This window comes from Pseudomonas sp. Emmai, assembly GCF_055179735.1.
Genome location: NZ_CM143685.1, coordinates 4,586,686 through 4,602,211, shown reverse-complemented (window position 1 = coordinate 4,602,211; position 15,526 = coordinate 4,586,686). Strand labels below are relative to the sequence as shown.

At 60.9% G+C, this 15,526-nt stretch carries 10 protein-coding genes; 4 read left to right on the top strand and 6 right to left on the bottom strand.

All coding sequences use genetic code 11. The annotated features are described in order from the left end of the window. Positions 1-264: 264 nt before the first annotated feature. Positions 265-963 (top strand): response regulator, encoded by a 699-nt coding sequence (locus tag ACY4LX_RS21140; RefSeq protein ID WP_149661662.1) that lies wholly within the window; start codon positions 265-267, stop codon positions 961-963. Here ACY4LX_RS21140 and ACY4LX_RS21135 read toward each other — a convergent pair whose 3' ends face one another. Beyond that, positions 964-2,454: a sensor histidine kinase gene (locus ACY4LX_RS21135; protein ID WP_463257721.1), complete on the bottom strand. Its 1,491-nt coding sequence runs from the start codon at positions 2,452-2,454 to the stop codon at positions 964-966. 73 nt (positions 2,455-2,527) lie between these two features. Here ACY4LX_RS21135 and ACY4LX_RS21130 point away from each other — a divergent pair, with 73 nt between their 5' ends. Next, entirely contained in the window at positions 2,528-8,473 is a 5,946-nt protein-coding gene (locus ACY4LX_RS21130; RefSeq protein WP_463257720.1) for a peroxidase family protein, read from the top strand. 67 nt (positions 8,474-8,540) lie between these two features. On the opposite strand, the gene ACY4LX_RS21125 is transcribed toward ACY4LX_RS21130, so the two are convergent. The 5 genes from ACY4LX_RS21125 to ACY4LX_RS21105 form a co-directional block, all read right to left on the bottom strand. After that, positions 8,541-9,242 carry a VIT1/CCC1 transporter family protein gene (locus ACY4LX_RS21125; protein WP_149661665.1) on the bottom strand — a complete coding sequence of 234 codons (702 nt, stop codon included), beginning with the start codon at positions 9,240-9,242 and terminating at the stop codon, positions 8,541-8,543. Positions 9,243-9,264: 22 nt separating this feature from the next. Continuing rightward, positions 9,265-10,245: an FAD:protein FMN transferase gene (locus tag ACY4LX_RS21120; protein ID WP_463260624.1), complete on the bottom strand. Its 981-nt coding sequence runs from the start codon at positions 10,243-10,245 to the stop codon at positions 9,265-9,267. Further along, positions 10,235-12,415, bottom strand: a complete 2,181-nt coding sequence (locus ACY4LX_RS21115) for a PepSY domain-containing protein (protein WP_463257719.1) — start codon at positions 12,413-12,415, stop codon at positions 10,235-10,237. The genes ACY4LX_RS21120 and ACY4LX_RS21115 overlap by 11 nt, the downstream gene beginning before the upstream one ends. A 24-nt stretch (positions 12,416-12,439) precedes the next feature. Next, the gene (locus tag ACY4LX_RS21110; RefSeq protein ID WP_463257718.1) at positions 12,440-12,910 is read right to left on the bottom strand and encodes a DUF2271 domain-containing protein; all 471 of its coding nucleotides are present in this window, start codon (positions 12,908-12,910) and stop codon (positions 12,440-12,442) included. 85 nt (positions 12,911-12,995) lie between these two features. Continuing rightward, positions 12,996-13,319 (bottom strand): PepSY domain-containing protein, encoded by a 324-nt coding sequence (locus tag ACY4LX_RS21105; RefSeq protein ID WP_463257717.1) that lies wholly within the window; start codon positions 13,317-13,319, stop codon positions 12,996-12,998. Between the two features lie 131 nt (positions 13,320-13,450). Here ACY4LX_RS21105 and ACY4LX_RS21100 point away from each other — a divergent pair, with 131 nt between their 5' ends. Continuing rightward, a complete protein-coding gene (locus tag ACY4LX_RS21100) occupies positions 13,451-14,110 on the top strand; it encodes a response regulator transcription factor (protein WP_149661669.1) in 660 nt (219 codons plus the stop codon). Next, the gene (locus tag ACY4LX_RS21095) at positions 14,107-15,465 is read left to right on the top strand and encodes a sensor histidine kinase (RefSeq protein ID WP_463257716.1); all 1,359 of its coding nucleotides are present in this window, start codon (positions 14,107-14,109) and stop codon (positions 15,463-15,465) included. Before ACY4LX_RS21100 ends, ACY4LX_RS21095 begins: the two co-directional genes overlap by 4 nt. Positions 15,466-15,526 lie beyond the last annotated feature (61 nt).

The following is a 15,526-nucleotide window of genomic DNA, read 5'->3' as shown; positions in this document are numbered from 1 at the left end:
TTGGTCGGATCAGGGGCAGGTCCGGGTTTTATGCCGTTGGCGTTTTTTTGGCGGTTTTGACTGTGTTGTAAAACAATGAGTTGGCGACGTGTTTTTCAGCGGGTTGTGATGATGAGGGCTTGTTGACGGCTGAATTTCGTCCGACCTAAGTCTAATTTTCGACGTTTTGGCCCTTGCCGTACCCGACCGGCGACCGGCGTCCGATGGGGTTACCTGCTATTAATCAATGTGTGTCCGAGTACTTGGCCTCTCGGGGAGTGCGTCATGAACCCTTTTATTCGAATCGGCATTGCCGACGATCATCCGTTGTTGCGTGAAGGTGTGGCCAATACGCTGAGAAAAAGGGCTGACCTGCAAGTTGTGGAGCAGGGCGCCAGCGCGGACGATGCCCGGGATATCGCCCAGCGCGAACGTCCGGATGTGATGCTGATGGACGTCAATATGCCGGGCGATGTGTTTGGCGCGGTGCGCTTCATTGCCACGCATTTGCCAGACGTCAAAGTGTTGATGCTGACCGTTTCCGAGTCCGAGGATGATGCTTACTCGGCGCTTGAAGCCGGGGCGCGCGGCTATGTATTGAAAGGGGTCAGCGGACCGGACCTGGTACTGGCGATTCGCTCGATTGCCCGGGGTGAAACGTACATCACGCCCGAATTTGCCAATAAGCTGCTGATCAATTTCAAAAAGCACGAAGCGCAAGTGCACAAGATCGACCTCACCCATCGGGAGGAGCAGATCATTCGAGAAGTCTCAAAAGGCCTGACCAATAAGGAAGTGGCGTCAAAGCTGCTGATCAGTGAAAAAACCGTCAAGTACTACATGACCTGCGTGATGCAGAAGCTGCATGCGCGCAATCGTGTGGAAGCGGTCACGGCCCTGAGGCGTTATTGGGAGCGCGAGGCCATCAGCCGACTGCACATCAGCCCTGGGGCGGCGCATCTGGGCGTCCGGGATGGTTCCTGACTACAGCTTGAATTGTGCGTTGACCAAGGTGCCTTTGCCGGGTGATGAATCAATACTGAACTGCCCGCCCAGGGATTCGACCCGATAACGCAAACCGGCCAGCCCCAACCGTATCCTGCCGTCGGGGTCAGCCACCAAGGCGTCGGCTGTCATGCCTGGGCCACTGTCTTTGACGGTGATGAGCAACGTCCCGTTGACATGGTTCCCGCTGACAACCTGACCTTTGCCTTGGGCGTGGTGGTAGGCATTGTTCAGGGTTTCCTGGACGAAACGGTAGATGCAAAGCTTGAGCGGTAGCTGCACCGCTTCCGGCAACGGCCCCAGTTTCAGTTTGACTTTGGTGCCGGTGCGTTGCTCGTGCCGTTGTGCCACCAGCCGCAACTCCTCCAACAGGGTCAGTTCGTTGATTTCCGGAAGGGCCAACCCCCGGGACAGATCCCGTACCTCGCGCAACGCATCGGTGGCCGCGCCGCGAATGGTTTCCATCGACTCCTGATCGACTTCCGTGCAGTTCTCGGCCAGATCGTCGAGCCGGATCAGAATCAGGGTCAACAGTTGCGCCGGGCCGTCGTGCAGGTCCGCCCCGATGCGGCGCAGGGTCAGTTCGTTGATGCGTGAAAACTCCTGGGTCGCGGTGGTCATCTTGCGCTGCAGCGCGGCATTACTGACGTGCAACCGGGTTTGCTCCAGCAAGCGCAAGCGCAAAGCCACTTGCTGGCGCTGAATGATTTTGTCGCCGCGTCGCACCAGGAAGAACAGCAGCGCCAGCATGGCCAGCGTCGCGGCGCCGACTACCATCCACACTTGTTGACGTACCCGATTGATTTCCTGCTCCAGGCTTTCAGCCTTTTCATAAAACTCGCCCACGGCGATGATTTTTCCAGAGTGGAATTCGCGCAGCGGCGCATAAATTTCATAGAGCGGCACGTTCAGATTTCGCTCGAACTCGTTCTCTTCCTGATCCAGGTCCTCCAGGTCGGTGACCACATTGCCCTTGAGTGCTTGGGCGATCTCGTCCATCGGGAATTTACGATTGGTGATGGATTTGTCCGTGCTGTACACCACGGTGCCGTCGGCGCGCCAGATCTTGATCGAGACGATGTGCCGCTTCAGCGAACGGCTTTCCATGAGCCGGTCCAGGGACTTGATGCTGGTGGGCGACAGCCCGTTATCGCGGCTCATCTCCTGAACGTAGGGTTCCAGAAACGCTTCCATGTAATGGGCGCCGGCCTCGGCGGCGCTTTGCACGGCGGCCCGTTCTATTCGTGCACTCACCAGTTTGCCGACGAAAAACATCGTCAGCCCCAGGATCAACGCGGCAGCAATCACAAACTGGGTGGAGCGGCTCAGGTTGCGCGTCCTGGCCTTGATTCGGCTGCGCCAGTGGCGAGTGTGACCCGCCGCGGATGACGGTGCGGGCCCGACCAAAGTCTCAGCCTGACCACTGACAATAGTCTGGTTTTTTGATTCGACTTTTGCATCTTTTGCCATCGGTTCGTTTCCCTGATCATCGTGATAAGTCGGTTGGAAAACCCTGCAACTCAACGAATATCTGGAGCTCGCCATGTATGCGCTAAAACGCTTCACCCTCAACCAAAACGATATTTCGTTTCTTGAGCAGCAGGTGTCTTTTCCCACCATTCACATCGTTGGCTACAACACTGCGGGTCAGCCGCTGTACGGCTACGATGGCTCGGACGGCAATGTCCATGTGCTCGGTGTACTGGGCAGTTTCAACCCACTGGACACGCCTCCCGGCGAGACCAGTTGGTACAACGGCGCCCGCGACCCGATCGGCCTGCGCAACGTTTCTGGCCACTTCAACAACATGACCCAGGACGGTCAGGCCTGGGGCAGTTTCAGTCAAAACTTCATTCGCCTGACTCATTCCGACTACACGCATTACGTCCACCAGGACCTGAGCAACGCGGCATTGACGGGGCAGGGTGTGCCCGTCGGCGCCACGCCCATGACTGACAGTAGTTCACTGTATAGCGATCCGACAGCTTCACTGGTGGACTACACGCCCCGGATGATCAGCCAGACCATCGTCAGTGGCGGTGTGACGTTTGCCACCGATGCCAACGGGCACATCCAGCACACCGCAACAGGTGTGGCAATCGTCACGGATCCGGGGATTCTGGGCGCCATCGGCGAAGTCGATACCACCTCGCCGGACTCCGGCCAGTACTACATTCGCAACCAGAATACGGTCAGCGGCGACCCGTCGACCACCGGCTGGTTCACCTTGTTCGGGCAGTTCTTCGACCACGGCCTGGACTTCATCAACAAGCCCAATCAGAACGCGACGATCACCATTCCCCTGGCGCCGGACGATCCGTTGTACGGCTCCATCGGCCCGGACGGGCAACCGGTTTACTCGATCAAAGTGCACCGCGCTTCGGTCAGCGAAGTGGACGGCCAGGGCCAGGCGCAATACGTCAACCTCGATTCGCCGTACATCGATCAGAACCAGACTTACGGCTCCAACGACGCCGTGACCCAATTGCTGCGCCAGTGGGTCGCGGACCCCAATCACCCGGGCCAATTCATCGCCGGGGCCGCGCTGTTCGACGGCACCACGTTGAGTGATGACGCCGCCTGGACCCTCAACGGCGTGGTCACCCATCAGACGCTGCCGACCTTGAGCGAACTGCGCGCCCATGTACTGGCCACCGGGCGTGACGACCTGACCTGGGACGACATCGCCAACTTCCGTGTACGCGACGCCCACGGCCATGTACTGGATGCCGACCCGACCACCGCCGGCGTGCAAGCGGTGTACACCCGCGAAGCGATCCTGCTGGACATGAACCCGCACTTCGACGATCTGCATATTGATCAAGCGAAGCTGATGTCGCTGGACGCGCACATCACCAGCATCACCTTCGATGCAAACAACCCATATGGCATGGTCTTCAACTACGACAACTCAGGGCCGAAAAACCTGTTCAGCTTCGTCAATTTTGCCGACTTCACCATCAGCGCCGCCGCCGGCAGCGCCGACTTTGCGGTGGCCAACGAGTTGCTGCTGCAATCGGTGGGCGACCACTACATTGCCGGTGACGGCCGGGTAAATGAAAACTTCGGGCTGACCGCCATTCACCACGTCTTCCACGAAGACCACAACGTGCAGCTGATCAACCTGCAGAACGAGGTGCTGGCGCAAACCGACGTCACGGTGCGGCACAACTGGCAGGTGCAGATCAGCAATGGCAGCGGTGGTTTCTACAGCGATGCCAATGGCAACTTCACGCTGGCCGATGGCGTCACGGTGTCCTGGGATCAGGACAAGCTGTTTTATGCCGCCAAGCTGACCGTGGAAATGGAATACCAGCACGTGGCGATCGACCAGTACGCCCGGTTGATTACCCCGGACCTGCCGGAATTCGTGACCTACGACTCAGGCATCAACACCAACATTTCGCTGGAATACGGCCAGGCGGCGTTCCGCTTCGGCCACTCGCAACTGCGTGAAACCATCGATGCCCTGGAGAAAAACGCCAGTGGCGGCTACGACCTGACGGGCGCGATTACCCACTATGCGCTGGAGCAGGCTTTTCTCAACCCAGGTGGTTTCGCCGATATCGGGCCGACGGCCATTGCGTTGGGCATGACCCGGCAGATCAGCAACGAAATCGACGAGTTCGTCACCCCGGCCCTGCAACAAGGTTTGCTCGGCCAGCCGCTGGACCTGGCGACGATCAACCTGGCCCGTGGCCGCGACCTGGGCTTGCCAACCCTCAACCAGGCCCGCCAGCAGATCCACGATGCGTTGATTGCCGAACGGGCGTCACCGGCCGGCGCGCAGCACCACACCAACCTGATCGTCGATGGCCTGACGCCTTATACGAGCTGGAGTGACTTCGCCAACAACATGATTCACCCCGAATCGTTGGTGAACTTCATCGCCGCGTATTCCTTCGACGGTGACGTGGCCCATGCCCAGGCGATTATCGATGCCGATATTTCGGGCCTCACCGTCAACTATGCCGGTGGCAGTGTCACGGCCGAACAGGCGGCCTATTTCCTGTCCGGCGCGGCGGATGCCAACGGCAATCATGTGGCGGGCTATGACGGCTACAACGCGATTGATCTGTGGATCGGCGGTCTGGCGGAAAAACATGTCTACACCGGGCAACTGGGCACCACGTTCAACGCGATCTTCGAGGACCAGATGGAACGGTTGATGGACGGTGACCGGTTCTACTACCTGTTCCGCCTCGACCTCGGCTTGCCGGCCATGACCAACCTCAACGAGCAGGTGGTGACCGAGCAATTCAAGGACATTATCGAGCGCACCACCGACGCCCGGCACCTGGCCGGTGATGTGTTCGGCTACGCCGACAGCTACATCGAACTGAGCTACACCGATTCCGGCGCCAGTGCGACGGCGTACAAGAGCGAGCACAAGTACGGCACCCTGATCGCGGCCAACCATGTGGGCGTTTATTCCACCGGCGGCAGTGGCGGCATCGGCGGTAACGGCTTGCTGATGAGCCTGGCGAACCCGGAAACCCACGTGGCGCAAACCTACATCCGCGACTATCGCCCGGATCAGGGGCAAAACCCCGATGGCACGGCGGCAGTGGGCTACAACTCCCACGAAGTGTTGGTGGGGACTGACTACAACGACTGGCTCGACGCCGGGGACGGCGATGACACGATTTACGGCGAAGGTGGCGACGACGTGCTCGACGGCAAGTCTGGCGCCGACCATATCTATGGCGGCGACGGCAACGACGTGATTTACGGTGGTGATATCGAGGACTTCCTCGATGGCGGGGAAGGGGACGACATCATCTATGCCGGGTCCAGCGCCGGGGTGCTCGATGTGGTGATTGGCGGTGGCGGTAACGATCACCTCTACGGCGAGGCCGGGATCGACGAAATTTACGGTGGTACCGGCGATGACTATATCGATGCCGGTGGCGATACCGACCTGGTGCATGGTGGTGACGGCAACGATGAGATCTACGGTGGCGACGGCCCGGACATTCTGTTTGGCGAGGATGGTGACGACATCATTTCCGGTGGCTCCTCCGGTGACCAGGAGTTCGGCGGTGCCGGTGACGATATTCTGTTGCCAGGCCTGGGCGGTGCGCCTGGCCAGGGTGACGGTGATGAAGCCATTGGTGATGTCGGGTTCGATATCGCCGCGTTCAGCGATGTGAATATTGCGCTGGATGCGGCGGCCGACCTCAACAATCAGAACATCGTGGCGGCACCCGGCACTGCAGTACTGTTCCAACCGTTCAACGCCTTGCTCACCGACATTGAAGGCTTGATCGGCTCACGTTTCAGCGACAGCCGGCCGAACTCGGCCGCTCCGGCCAATCCTTCTGCGGGCCTGATCGGTGATGCCACGGAAAACTGGCTGATTGGCGGCAGTGGTGATGATGTCTCCCAAGGTAACGGCGGCAATGATGTGATCGTCGGTGATTCGATCAAACTTGCCGACCTGAATCACTTGCTCGCCAGCCAGGGGTTTGCTCAACACTTTACCGGCCTGCAATCGACTCGCCCCGATTTCATTCTGGGTGACAACCATCAAGCCCCGGGCACGGCTGATGGTGCGGCGGACACGGCGCTGTTCTCGGGCAACTTTGCCAACTACAGCATCACCAAGTTCACCGATACCCGGCCGGGTGGCGAACTGATCACCGCGTTCAAAGTGGTGGACCTGCGGGTCGGCGCGGCGAACATCGATGGCACCGACATCGTGATAGGCGTGGAGAAACTGCGCTTCGCCGATCGCACGGTGAACCTGAGCATCACTAATCATCTGCCGACCGGTAATGTGGTGTTGTCAGGGTTTGCCACCGCGCCAACCACCCCGAGCCGTCCGGTGCCGGCCCAATATCGGCTGACCGCCAACACGGCGGCGATCCAGGACGCCGACGGCTTGCCTGGGCCGAGCGGGTTCTCCTATCAGTGGCAAGCGCTGGTGGGGGCGGCCTGGTTGAGCATCGCCGGGGCGAATGCAGCGACCTTTGCGCCGACCTCGGCACAGTTCGGCCAGCAACTGCGGGTGATCACGACTTACACCGATAACAACGGCACGGTGGAGCAGTTGACGTCTGACCCGTCGGAGGCAGTCGGACGCTTTATCGAGGGCACCAACTTCGTCGGTAACACGCTCAATGGCACCAACTTTCAGGACATCCTGATGGGCTATTCGGGCAACGATGTGCTCAACGGTGGCCTGGGTTCCGACTTGCTGGATGGCGGCTCGGGCAACGACACGATGCGCGGTAACGCCGGCAACGACATCTACATGGTCGATACCAATGGCGATGTGGTTCAGGAGAGCCTGAACGAGGGCACGGACACGGTCATGTCCTCGGTCAGCTACACCTTGGGTGCCAACGTCGAAAACCTGACCTTGCTGGGCTCCAACAACATCAACGGCACCGGTAACGGGCTGGATAACGTTATCCATGGCAACGGTGGTAACAACCAACTCAGCGGCCTGGCAGGCAATGACTCGATCTTCGGCGAGGCGGGCAACGATACGCTGCTGGCATCGGTGAACGACGGTAACGACCACTATGACGGTGGCTCGGGCACCGACAGCTATGACTTGTCGGCCACTTCGGCGGCAGCTACGGTGGATTTGCAGGCCGGTACGTCAACCAGTGCCCAGACCGGCAGTGACAGTTTGACCGGTATCGAAAACGTCATCGGCAGCGCTGGCAACGATCACATCCAGGGCGATGCGGCCAACAACCAGTTGCTGGGACAAGGCGGTAACGACTTCATCGACGGTGGCAGTGGCAATGACACCTTGAGCGGTGGGCAAGGCCTGGACAACCTGTTCGGTGGTCTTGGCAATGACACCTTCCAGGCGTCGGTCAACGATGGCAACGACACTTATGACGGTGGCGCTGACATCGATACCTACGACCTGTCCGGGACTACGGCCAACGCCACGGTCAATCTGACCACCGGTTCGGCCTTCAGCTCGCAAACCGGCAACGACACCTTGACTGGCGTCGAGAATGTCGTCGGCAGCCGCGGCACCAACAGCCTGACGGGCGACAATGCCGATAACGTACTGACCGGCCAGGGCAACATCGACACCTTGAGCGGTGGTGGCGGTGCCGACACACTGAACGGAAATGGCAACCGCGATACGTTGACCGGTGGTGCAGGGGCGGACACGTTTGTGTTCAGCTCGATCAACGACTCCGGCACATCGACCGCAAGCCGCGACGTGATTACCGACTTTGTGCACGGCACCGACCACATCGATCTGTCGCTGATTGATGCCCGGACCTCCGGCGCCGGTTCGGCCGGTAATCAGGACTTCACCTTCCTTGGCGAGTGGAATGGCGCCGGCAACGAGTTCAACAACCAGGCGCAATTGAAATACCACTTCGTCAACGTCGGCGGGGTTGACCACACTTATGTGGAGGGCAATGTAAACACAGGTAACGCGGCCGATTTTCAGATCGACCTGGTCGGGCATGTCGCCCTGACGGCGAGTGATTTCGTCGGCGTGGTGTAGTCGTTAACGCACAAAGGGCGCCCGATCCTGGATCGGGCGCCCTTTGTGTTTCAGGCATAAACGCGAACTAAACCACGGCCCCGAATAGCGATCCCACCAGCGCCGTGATACCCATGGCCAGCACGCCCCACAGCGTCACACGCCAGGCACCGATCAATACGTTGGCACCTCCGGCCCTGGCTGCGACGGCGCCCAGGCTGGCGAGAAACACCAGCGACATCGCGCAGATCCACGGCACCACGCTGGGTGCTGGCGCGATGAAAACCACCGCCAGCGGCAAGGCGGCACCGACCACAAAACTGGCGGCCGAGGCGAGGGCAGCCTGCAGCGGTTTGGCCGTGAGTACTGCGCTGATGCCCAGTTCGTCCCGGGCGTGAGAACCGAGGGCGTCATGGGCCATCAGTTGGTCGGCCACCTGATGGGCCAACTCGGGTGAGACACCGCGATGCCTGTAAATGTTGGCCAGTTCTATGTGTTCGGATTTCGGGTCGCTGGCCAGTTCGGCTCGTTCCCGGGACAGGTCAGCCCGTTCGGTGTCCGCCTGAGAGTGTACGGAGACGTATTCACCCGCGGCCATGGACATGGCGCCTGCCACCAGCCCGGCCATCCCGGTGACCAGCAACGTTGAGTGAGTGGCGTTGGCGGCGGCGACGCCGATCAACAGGCTGGCGGTGGAGACGATTCCGTCGTTGGCCCCCAGGACGGCGGCGCGCAGCCAGCCAATTCGATCGCTGCGGTGAGACTCGGTATGCCTGTGCATGAATTTCATGGTTTAGCGGGACTCACTGTCATTAGGTTGTTCGCATCGGGCGGGTTTCAATCTGCGCCTGCAATTGGCCGCCGACAATGGATATTTCTTTGAACTGGTCACCGTCGTGCAGCACGAACAACGCGTCCATCCCGCGTTCCTGAGCCAGGCGTGGGCCTTCGATCTCGCCCAACACCATCAGCGCCGTGGCCCAGGCATCGGCAAGCATGCACGAGGCCGCTACCACGGTGACCGCCGCGAGCGGGTTGTTCAGCGGTGCGCCGGTGACCGGGTCCATCGTGTGGGCATAGGCGTGCCCCTTCACATCAATCCAATGTCGGTAGTCCCCGGACGTGGCGATAGCGGCGTCGCCAAGCTCCATCACACCCATGACTTCACGCACGCCCCGACGGGGTTTTTCAATGGCCACGACCCAGGGTTGCGCATCGGGTTTGACACCACGGGCGCGCATCTCGCCGTCGATGCCGACCAGGTAGCGATCAATGCCAAAACGCTCCAGGCAACGGGCCAGTTCATCGACGCCAAAGCCCTTGGCGATGCCATTCAAATCAAGGTTCAGCGGTGCGCGTTTACGAACCTGATTGCGTTGCGGGTCAACCACCAGCGCCGCGCTGGCGGACAGTCGAGCGCGCGGTGGCGGCGTTCCGGGCGTCTGCTGCGTGACGGACTGTTCGCCGGGACCGAAACCCCAGGCGTTCACCAGGTCACCGACGGCGATGTCAAAGGCGCCGCCGGATTGTTGGCTGACCCGCAGCGCGGCGGACAACACCGTGGCCAGCTCTTCGGGCACTGACAGCCACTCCTGCTCGGGGGCAGCGTTGAGACGGTTGAGGTCAGAGTCGGGCTTCCAAATGGACATTTGCTGGTCCACCCGGTCCACGGCGTGCGCCAGGCTGAGGCCGATTTCGTGGGTGTCGATCCCGGCCTCGGCATAGAACAGGGCGGTGTAGCGTGTGCCCATGGTTTCGCCGTTGAGGCTGTAGCGTTGCCTGTCAGTAGACATCTTCACGGTAGCGTCCTTGTGCCTTTAGGGTCAGCACAGTCAGATTGAGAGGGGCGAGCACCTCATCCAGGGCCAGCATCACGCCTTTGGCCATTTCTCGACTGCCGCACACCAACACCTGGGCGCCTTTCTCAATCAGCCGGCGCAAGGCCAGGGCATCGCTGATCAGCCGGTCTTGCACGTAGCTGCGGTCTTGAACCTGGGAAAATGCCGCGCGCAACGCCGTGAGGCGACGGTCTGCCAGGTAACGATTAAGCTCCGGCTCGTAAAGAAAATCCGAGGTCGGGTTGCGTCCGCCCCAATACAGGTGCATCGGGTGGCGCGCCTTGTTGTTGCGGATAAAACCGGCCAGGGGACCAATGCCGGTGCCCGCGCCGATCAGGATCACCGGGTGGTCGCCCGACGCCGGACGAAATTGCGGGTTAGGCTGGATAAAGGCTTCGATTGGCGCGCCGATCTTCAGCCCATGCAGGAACTGCGAGCACACACCGCCTTCGTGTTTACGCACGCAGATTTCCAGCACACCGTCTTCTGAACTGCTGGCCAGCGAGTAAAAGCGCGGAACCGGGTTATCGGGGGCGAAAATCCCGACCAGATCACCGGCCAGAAAGTCCGGGAGTACGCCGGGCGCCTTGAAGCGCAGTACGTGAGTCGGTGCATTCACCTGTTCGCCGTAGACAATGCGTTCGGTCAGTTGCAATTGATGGGACTGTGGCTGCTGCGGGGTATGTACCAGTGTCAGCTCATGCCCGAGCACCTCACCCAACGCGAGGCCCCAACGCGCAAATTCCTGAGCGGACTGGCGGTTGACGGTTTCCAGCCCTAGCAGCGGCGAGCCGCCGGCCTGCACCATCGCATCGTGCACCTGATGGGCGTATTGACAGAAACGCGGAAACTGCCGGTCACCCAAACCCAGTACCGCAAACGGCAGGTCGGGTTTGAGGCCGACGGTGTTCAGCCGTGTCAGGAACTGCGACGCCGAGGCCGGTGCGTCGCCGTCACCATGGGTCGCGGTGAGGATGAACACCCGTTTGGCATCGCGGTAATCGCCCGTCCATGTATTCATCGCTGTGCTATGCACCCGATGTCCGGCCAGGTGCAGGGCATCATGCAAGGCTTTGGCAAATCCCCAGGAGCTGTTGTTTTCACTGCCCACCAAAATCACGCTGTCGGCAGATTGGGCGGGGCTGTTGTGGCGGATGTTCGGGCCGGCCTTGCGGCGGCGCCACCAGAGCAGCATGCCGGTTACGCTCATCAACGGCACGCAGAGGGCGCAGAGCCCGAGCGGCAGGCCCAACCACCAGAGGCCTTCACCGGTGTGCAACCGGTAGATCAATTGGTAAACCTTGTGCATCGAGTCGTGGGCTTGCCAGGACAGCAACGCGCCACTGACCGGGTCGACGTAACCGTCGCCTTGGGCGGTGCGCAGAGAAAACACGTCTTGTGGGTTGCCGGGGCTGGGGTACACCAGTTCACGCAGGTCATTCAGGTCGATGGCCCGCAGGGCTTGCAGGTTGGCCACCGGCAACACCGGGCCGGTGCTGATGTGGGTGGGGAAGGCCGGTTCACTCTGACTGCCGTCGGCGATCAAACCGAAAGTGGTGGCGCACAGGTAGAGCCCGCTCAGCGCCGACAGCAGCAGACCGAGCAAGGCCAAGCGTCCGACTTCGGCGTGCCAGCGCTGGCTGAACGTGCCGCGCAGTGGCCGCAGCAGATTGCGCCAGCCGCCCAGGCGCCGGGCCAGCAACAGCGCGCCGGACACCGACAGGATCAACATGAACAGCGCACCGACGCCCGCCACTCCGTGGCCCGGTGTGCCCATGAACAGCGAGCGGTGCAGGTCTTTGATCCAGCGTGAGAAGGCTGACGGCTCATAGGGCGCGAGGCCCTGACCGGTCAGCGGGTCGACCTTTTCGGCCCCGGACTGACCGTCCTGGTTGTAGTAGACAATGACCGTCCCGGACGCCGTGCGCTGGATTTGCTCCACGCCGGGAAAGTGGCTGGCGACACGCCCGGCCAACTGTCCGACGTTGAGCTGCCCGGCAGCGGTGGATGTGCTGTGCAGGCGTTCCAGGGCCGGATCTACGGACAATACCGCGCCGCTGATGGCCAATATCATGACCAACAGGGCGGCGATCAAACCGGGCAGTGAATGGAACTGGCGAAGCATGTTCAGCCTCCAGGGTTGTGGGTGCTACAGGTCGTAAGTGAAGGAATCGACGTAAGTGCTACCGGTCGCCGGCTTGCCTGAACCTTTGGCGGTCAGGGGCACGCTGACGTCGGCTCGACCTTCGCGCTTGTTTTCCACGGCGCTGTCGATACGGATCTGATACCCGGCGTCAATCAAGGTGTCTGCCAGTTCAACGCTGACTTTCAGGGTGCCCCCGCTGCCGACACTGGCGCCGCTGACCCCGTCGAATTCGCTCGGGTTCATGCCGCTGCCACGGGCCCAATCCGTCAAGTGCCGGTAGTACTTGGCCTTCTTGCCGGCCACCCACAGGGTTTTCTGGTATTGGCCATTGGCGTCGGTGACATAGATCGCCAGGTACGCATCGTTGCCGCTGTAGTCCTTGAGCTGGGTGGTCAGGGTCACTTCACGGGCCTGAACCAGCCCCGGCAGGGCAATGGCACCGACAAGGCAGGTTGCAGTGATGATTTTTTTCATGAGGGAGTCCTGTTTGAGCGTTGTGGCGAGAGCCTGGACCTGCTGGCTGACAGCAACCTGAAAGCCCTGGAAAAAACTGCAATGATCATTCGGCGTTGGGGCTGGCGAGGTAGTCCCGGGCGTCACCGTCGTCGCCGAAATTGATCTGCAGCGTGCGCAGGTGCAGGGAGGCGGGCGCATAGCGGGCTTCGATGGCGTTGCCCTTGCGGTCGGCGCCCTTGAGCTTGTAGCAACCGTCGTCGACCTTGATCCGTTGCACGCTCCAGCCGTATTGCTGCTCTACCTGCTGACGCAGGGTGTCTCGCGCTTGCCAATCACTGACCGGCTCGCTGCAGTCGTCATCGGCCAGGGCGTAACCGCTGAGCAGCACGCTCAGCAGCGCGATTCGGGCAATAAAAGCTGATTTCATGATCTGTCTCCTGTCGGCGTGGCGTCTGAGGCATACCCTAAGGTGCATTCCTGACAACCAGCTGAATCTTCAGATTCCCGTCAGGTGAGGCCGTTAAGGTGCTGCACGACAACCATCACAGGAGGTGCCAGATGCGGGTTTTATTGGTCGAGGATGCACCAGGGCTCGGGGAGGCGGTGCGCGAGCAGATCGCCGATGACGGCCATGCCGTCGATTGGGTGCAGCGCCTGGACCATGCGCGCAACAGTGTGCGCACCACGCCTTACGACTTGATCCTGCTGGACCTGATGCTGCCGGACGGGCGCGGGCTGGACTTTTTACGTCAACAGCGTTCAGCGGGGGACGTGACCCCGGTGATCATCCTGACCGCCCAGGACCAGATATCCGATCGCATTGCCGGACTCAATGCCGGGGCCGACGATTATCTGGTCAAGCCGTTCGACCTGTTCGAGCTCTCGGCCCGTGTGGCGGCCGTGGCCCGACGTTACAGCGGCAACCCCAACCCGCTGATCAAACTTGGCGAACTGCAGATCGACATGAACGCCCGCACGGTTCATCGTTCCGGCTCCTGCGTGGACCTGACGGCGCGGGAATGGGCGCTGTTCGAGGCGTTTGTCCAGCGGCCCAGCGCATTGTTGTCGAAGTCGCAGCTGGAAGAACGTTTGTATGCGTTTGGTGCGGAAATCGAGAGCAACACCATCGAGGTGTACATCAGTCGCTTGCGTAAAAAACTCGGGCGTGACCTGATCGAAACCGTGCGCGGCATGGGTTACCGGTTGATGTCCGTATGAAGTCGCCGTCGAGTCTGCAAAAACGCCTTGGCCTGGGGCTGACCCTGGGCATGACCTTGCTCTGGCTAGGGGCGACCGTCGGGGCCTGGCTGGTGGTGCAACATGAGTTGAACGAGGCGTTCGATAGCGCTCTGGAGGAAACCGCACAACGCATCCTGCCCCTGGCCGTGCTGGAAATCAGCAACCGTGAAGAACCCCGCGAATCACAGCACATTGCCACCCTGAAAACCCACAAGGAATACCTGACATACCTGGTGCGCGATGCCAAGGGCGAGATTCTGATGAAGTCCCACGACGCCAACCCGAAGATCTTCAACAAACAGCCGACGGAAGGGTTTTCCACCACCGGTAAATACCGTCTGTATGGCGCGAGTGCGCTGCGGGGGACGCTGTTCATCGAGATCGCCGAACCGCTGAATCATCGCCGAGAGGCCGCCCGGGAAGCCTTGTTTGCCTTGTTGTTGCCGTTGTTGGCGCTGATTCCCATCAGCCTGTTGGGCACCTGGCTGTTCGTACGCATCAGCCTGCGCAGCGTGTTGGCCTATCGTCGCGCCGTGGAGGCTCGTGGTGTGGGCGATCTGTCACCGATCAACGTGGCGCGACTGCCGGCAGAAATCAACCCGTTGGCCGGCGCGGTCAACCATTTGCTGGAGCGTTTGCGCAAGGCGTTGGAGGCCGAACGCAGCTTTACCGCCAACAGCGCCCACGAACTGCGTACCCCACTGGCCGCGACCCTGGCGCAGATCCAGCGGCTGCGCCATGAAACACCCGAAGGGCCATTGCGCGTGCGTGCGGCGAAGATCGAAAACTCGTTGCGCGAGCTGGCCCGGCTCTCGGAAAAACTCATGCAACTGGCCAAGGCTGAGGGAGGCGGATTGTTGTCCGAGGCGCCTCAGGACCTCATTCCCTTGCTGGCCCATGTGGTTGATGAGTGGAATCACAGCAGCGGACAGCGGATCGAGTTGCAATTGCCCCGTCAGGCCAGCGTTTACTCGGCGATTGATCCGGACGCTTTCGGCGTCCTGTTGCGTAACCTGATCGAAAACGCGCTGAAATATGGCGCCGCGGACCAACCGGTCGAGGTCAGCCTGTCCGATCAAGCGCTGCTGCAGGTGGTCAACGGTGGCCCGACGGTGCCCGCGCCGGTGTTGCAGCGCCTGACCGAGCGCTTTGTGCGGGGCAACAGTGAAGCCAGCGGTTCAGGGTTGGGGCTGGCAATTGCCAAAACCATTGTGCAAGGTGTCGGTGCCAGCCTGACCCTGGCATCACCGGCGACAGGCAGGACGCAAGGGTTTGAAGTGCGCGTCCAGTTTCAACTGGCGCTCGATGACCATGGCGACAAGATTGATGGCTAGACTTTCCTTAAAAGGATGCCAGGCCTTATGCTCGTGCGTTCCTCGGGCCCCTCTGACCGGA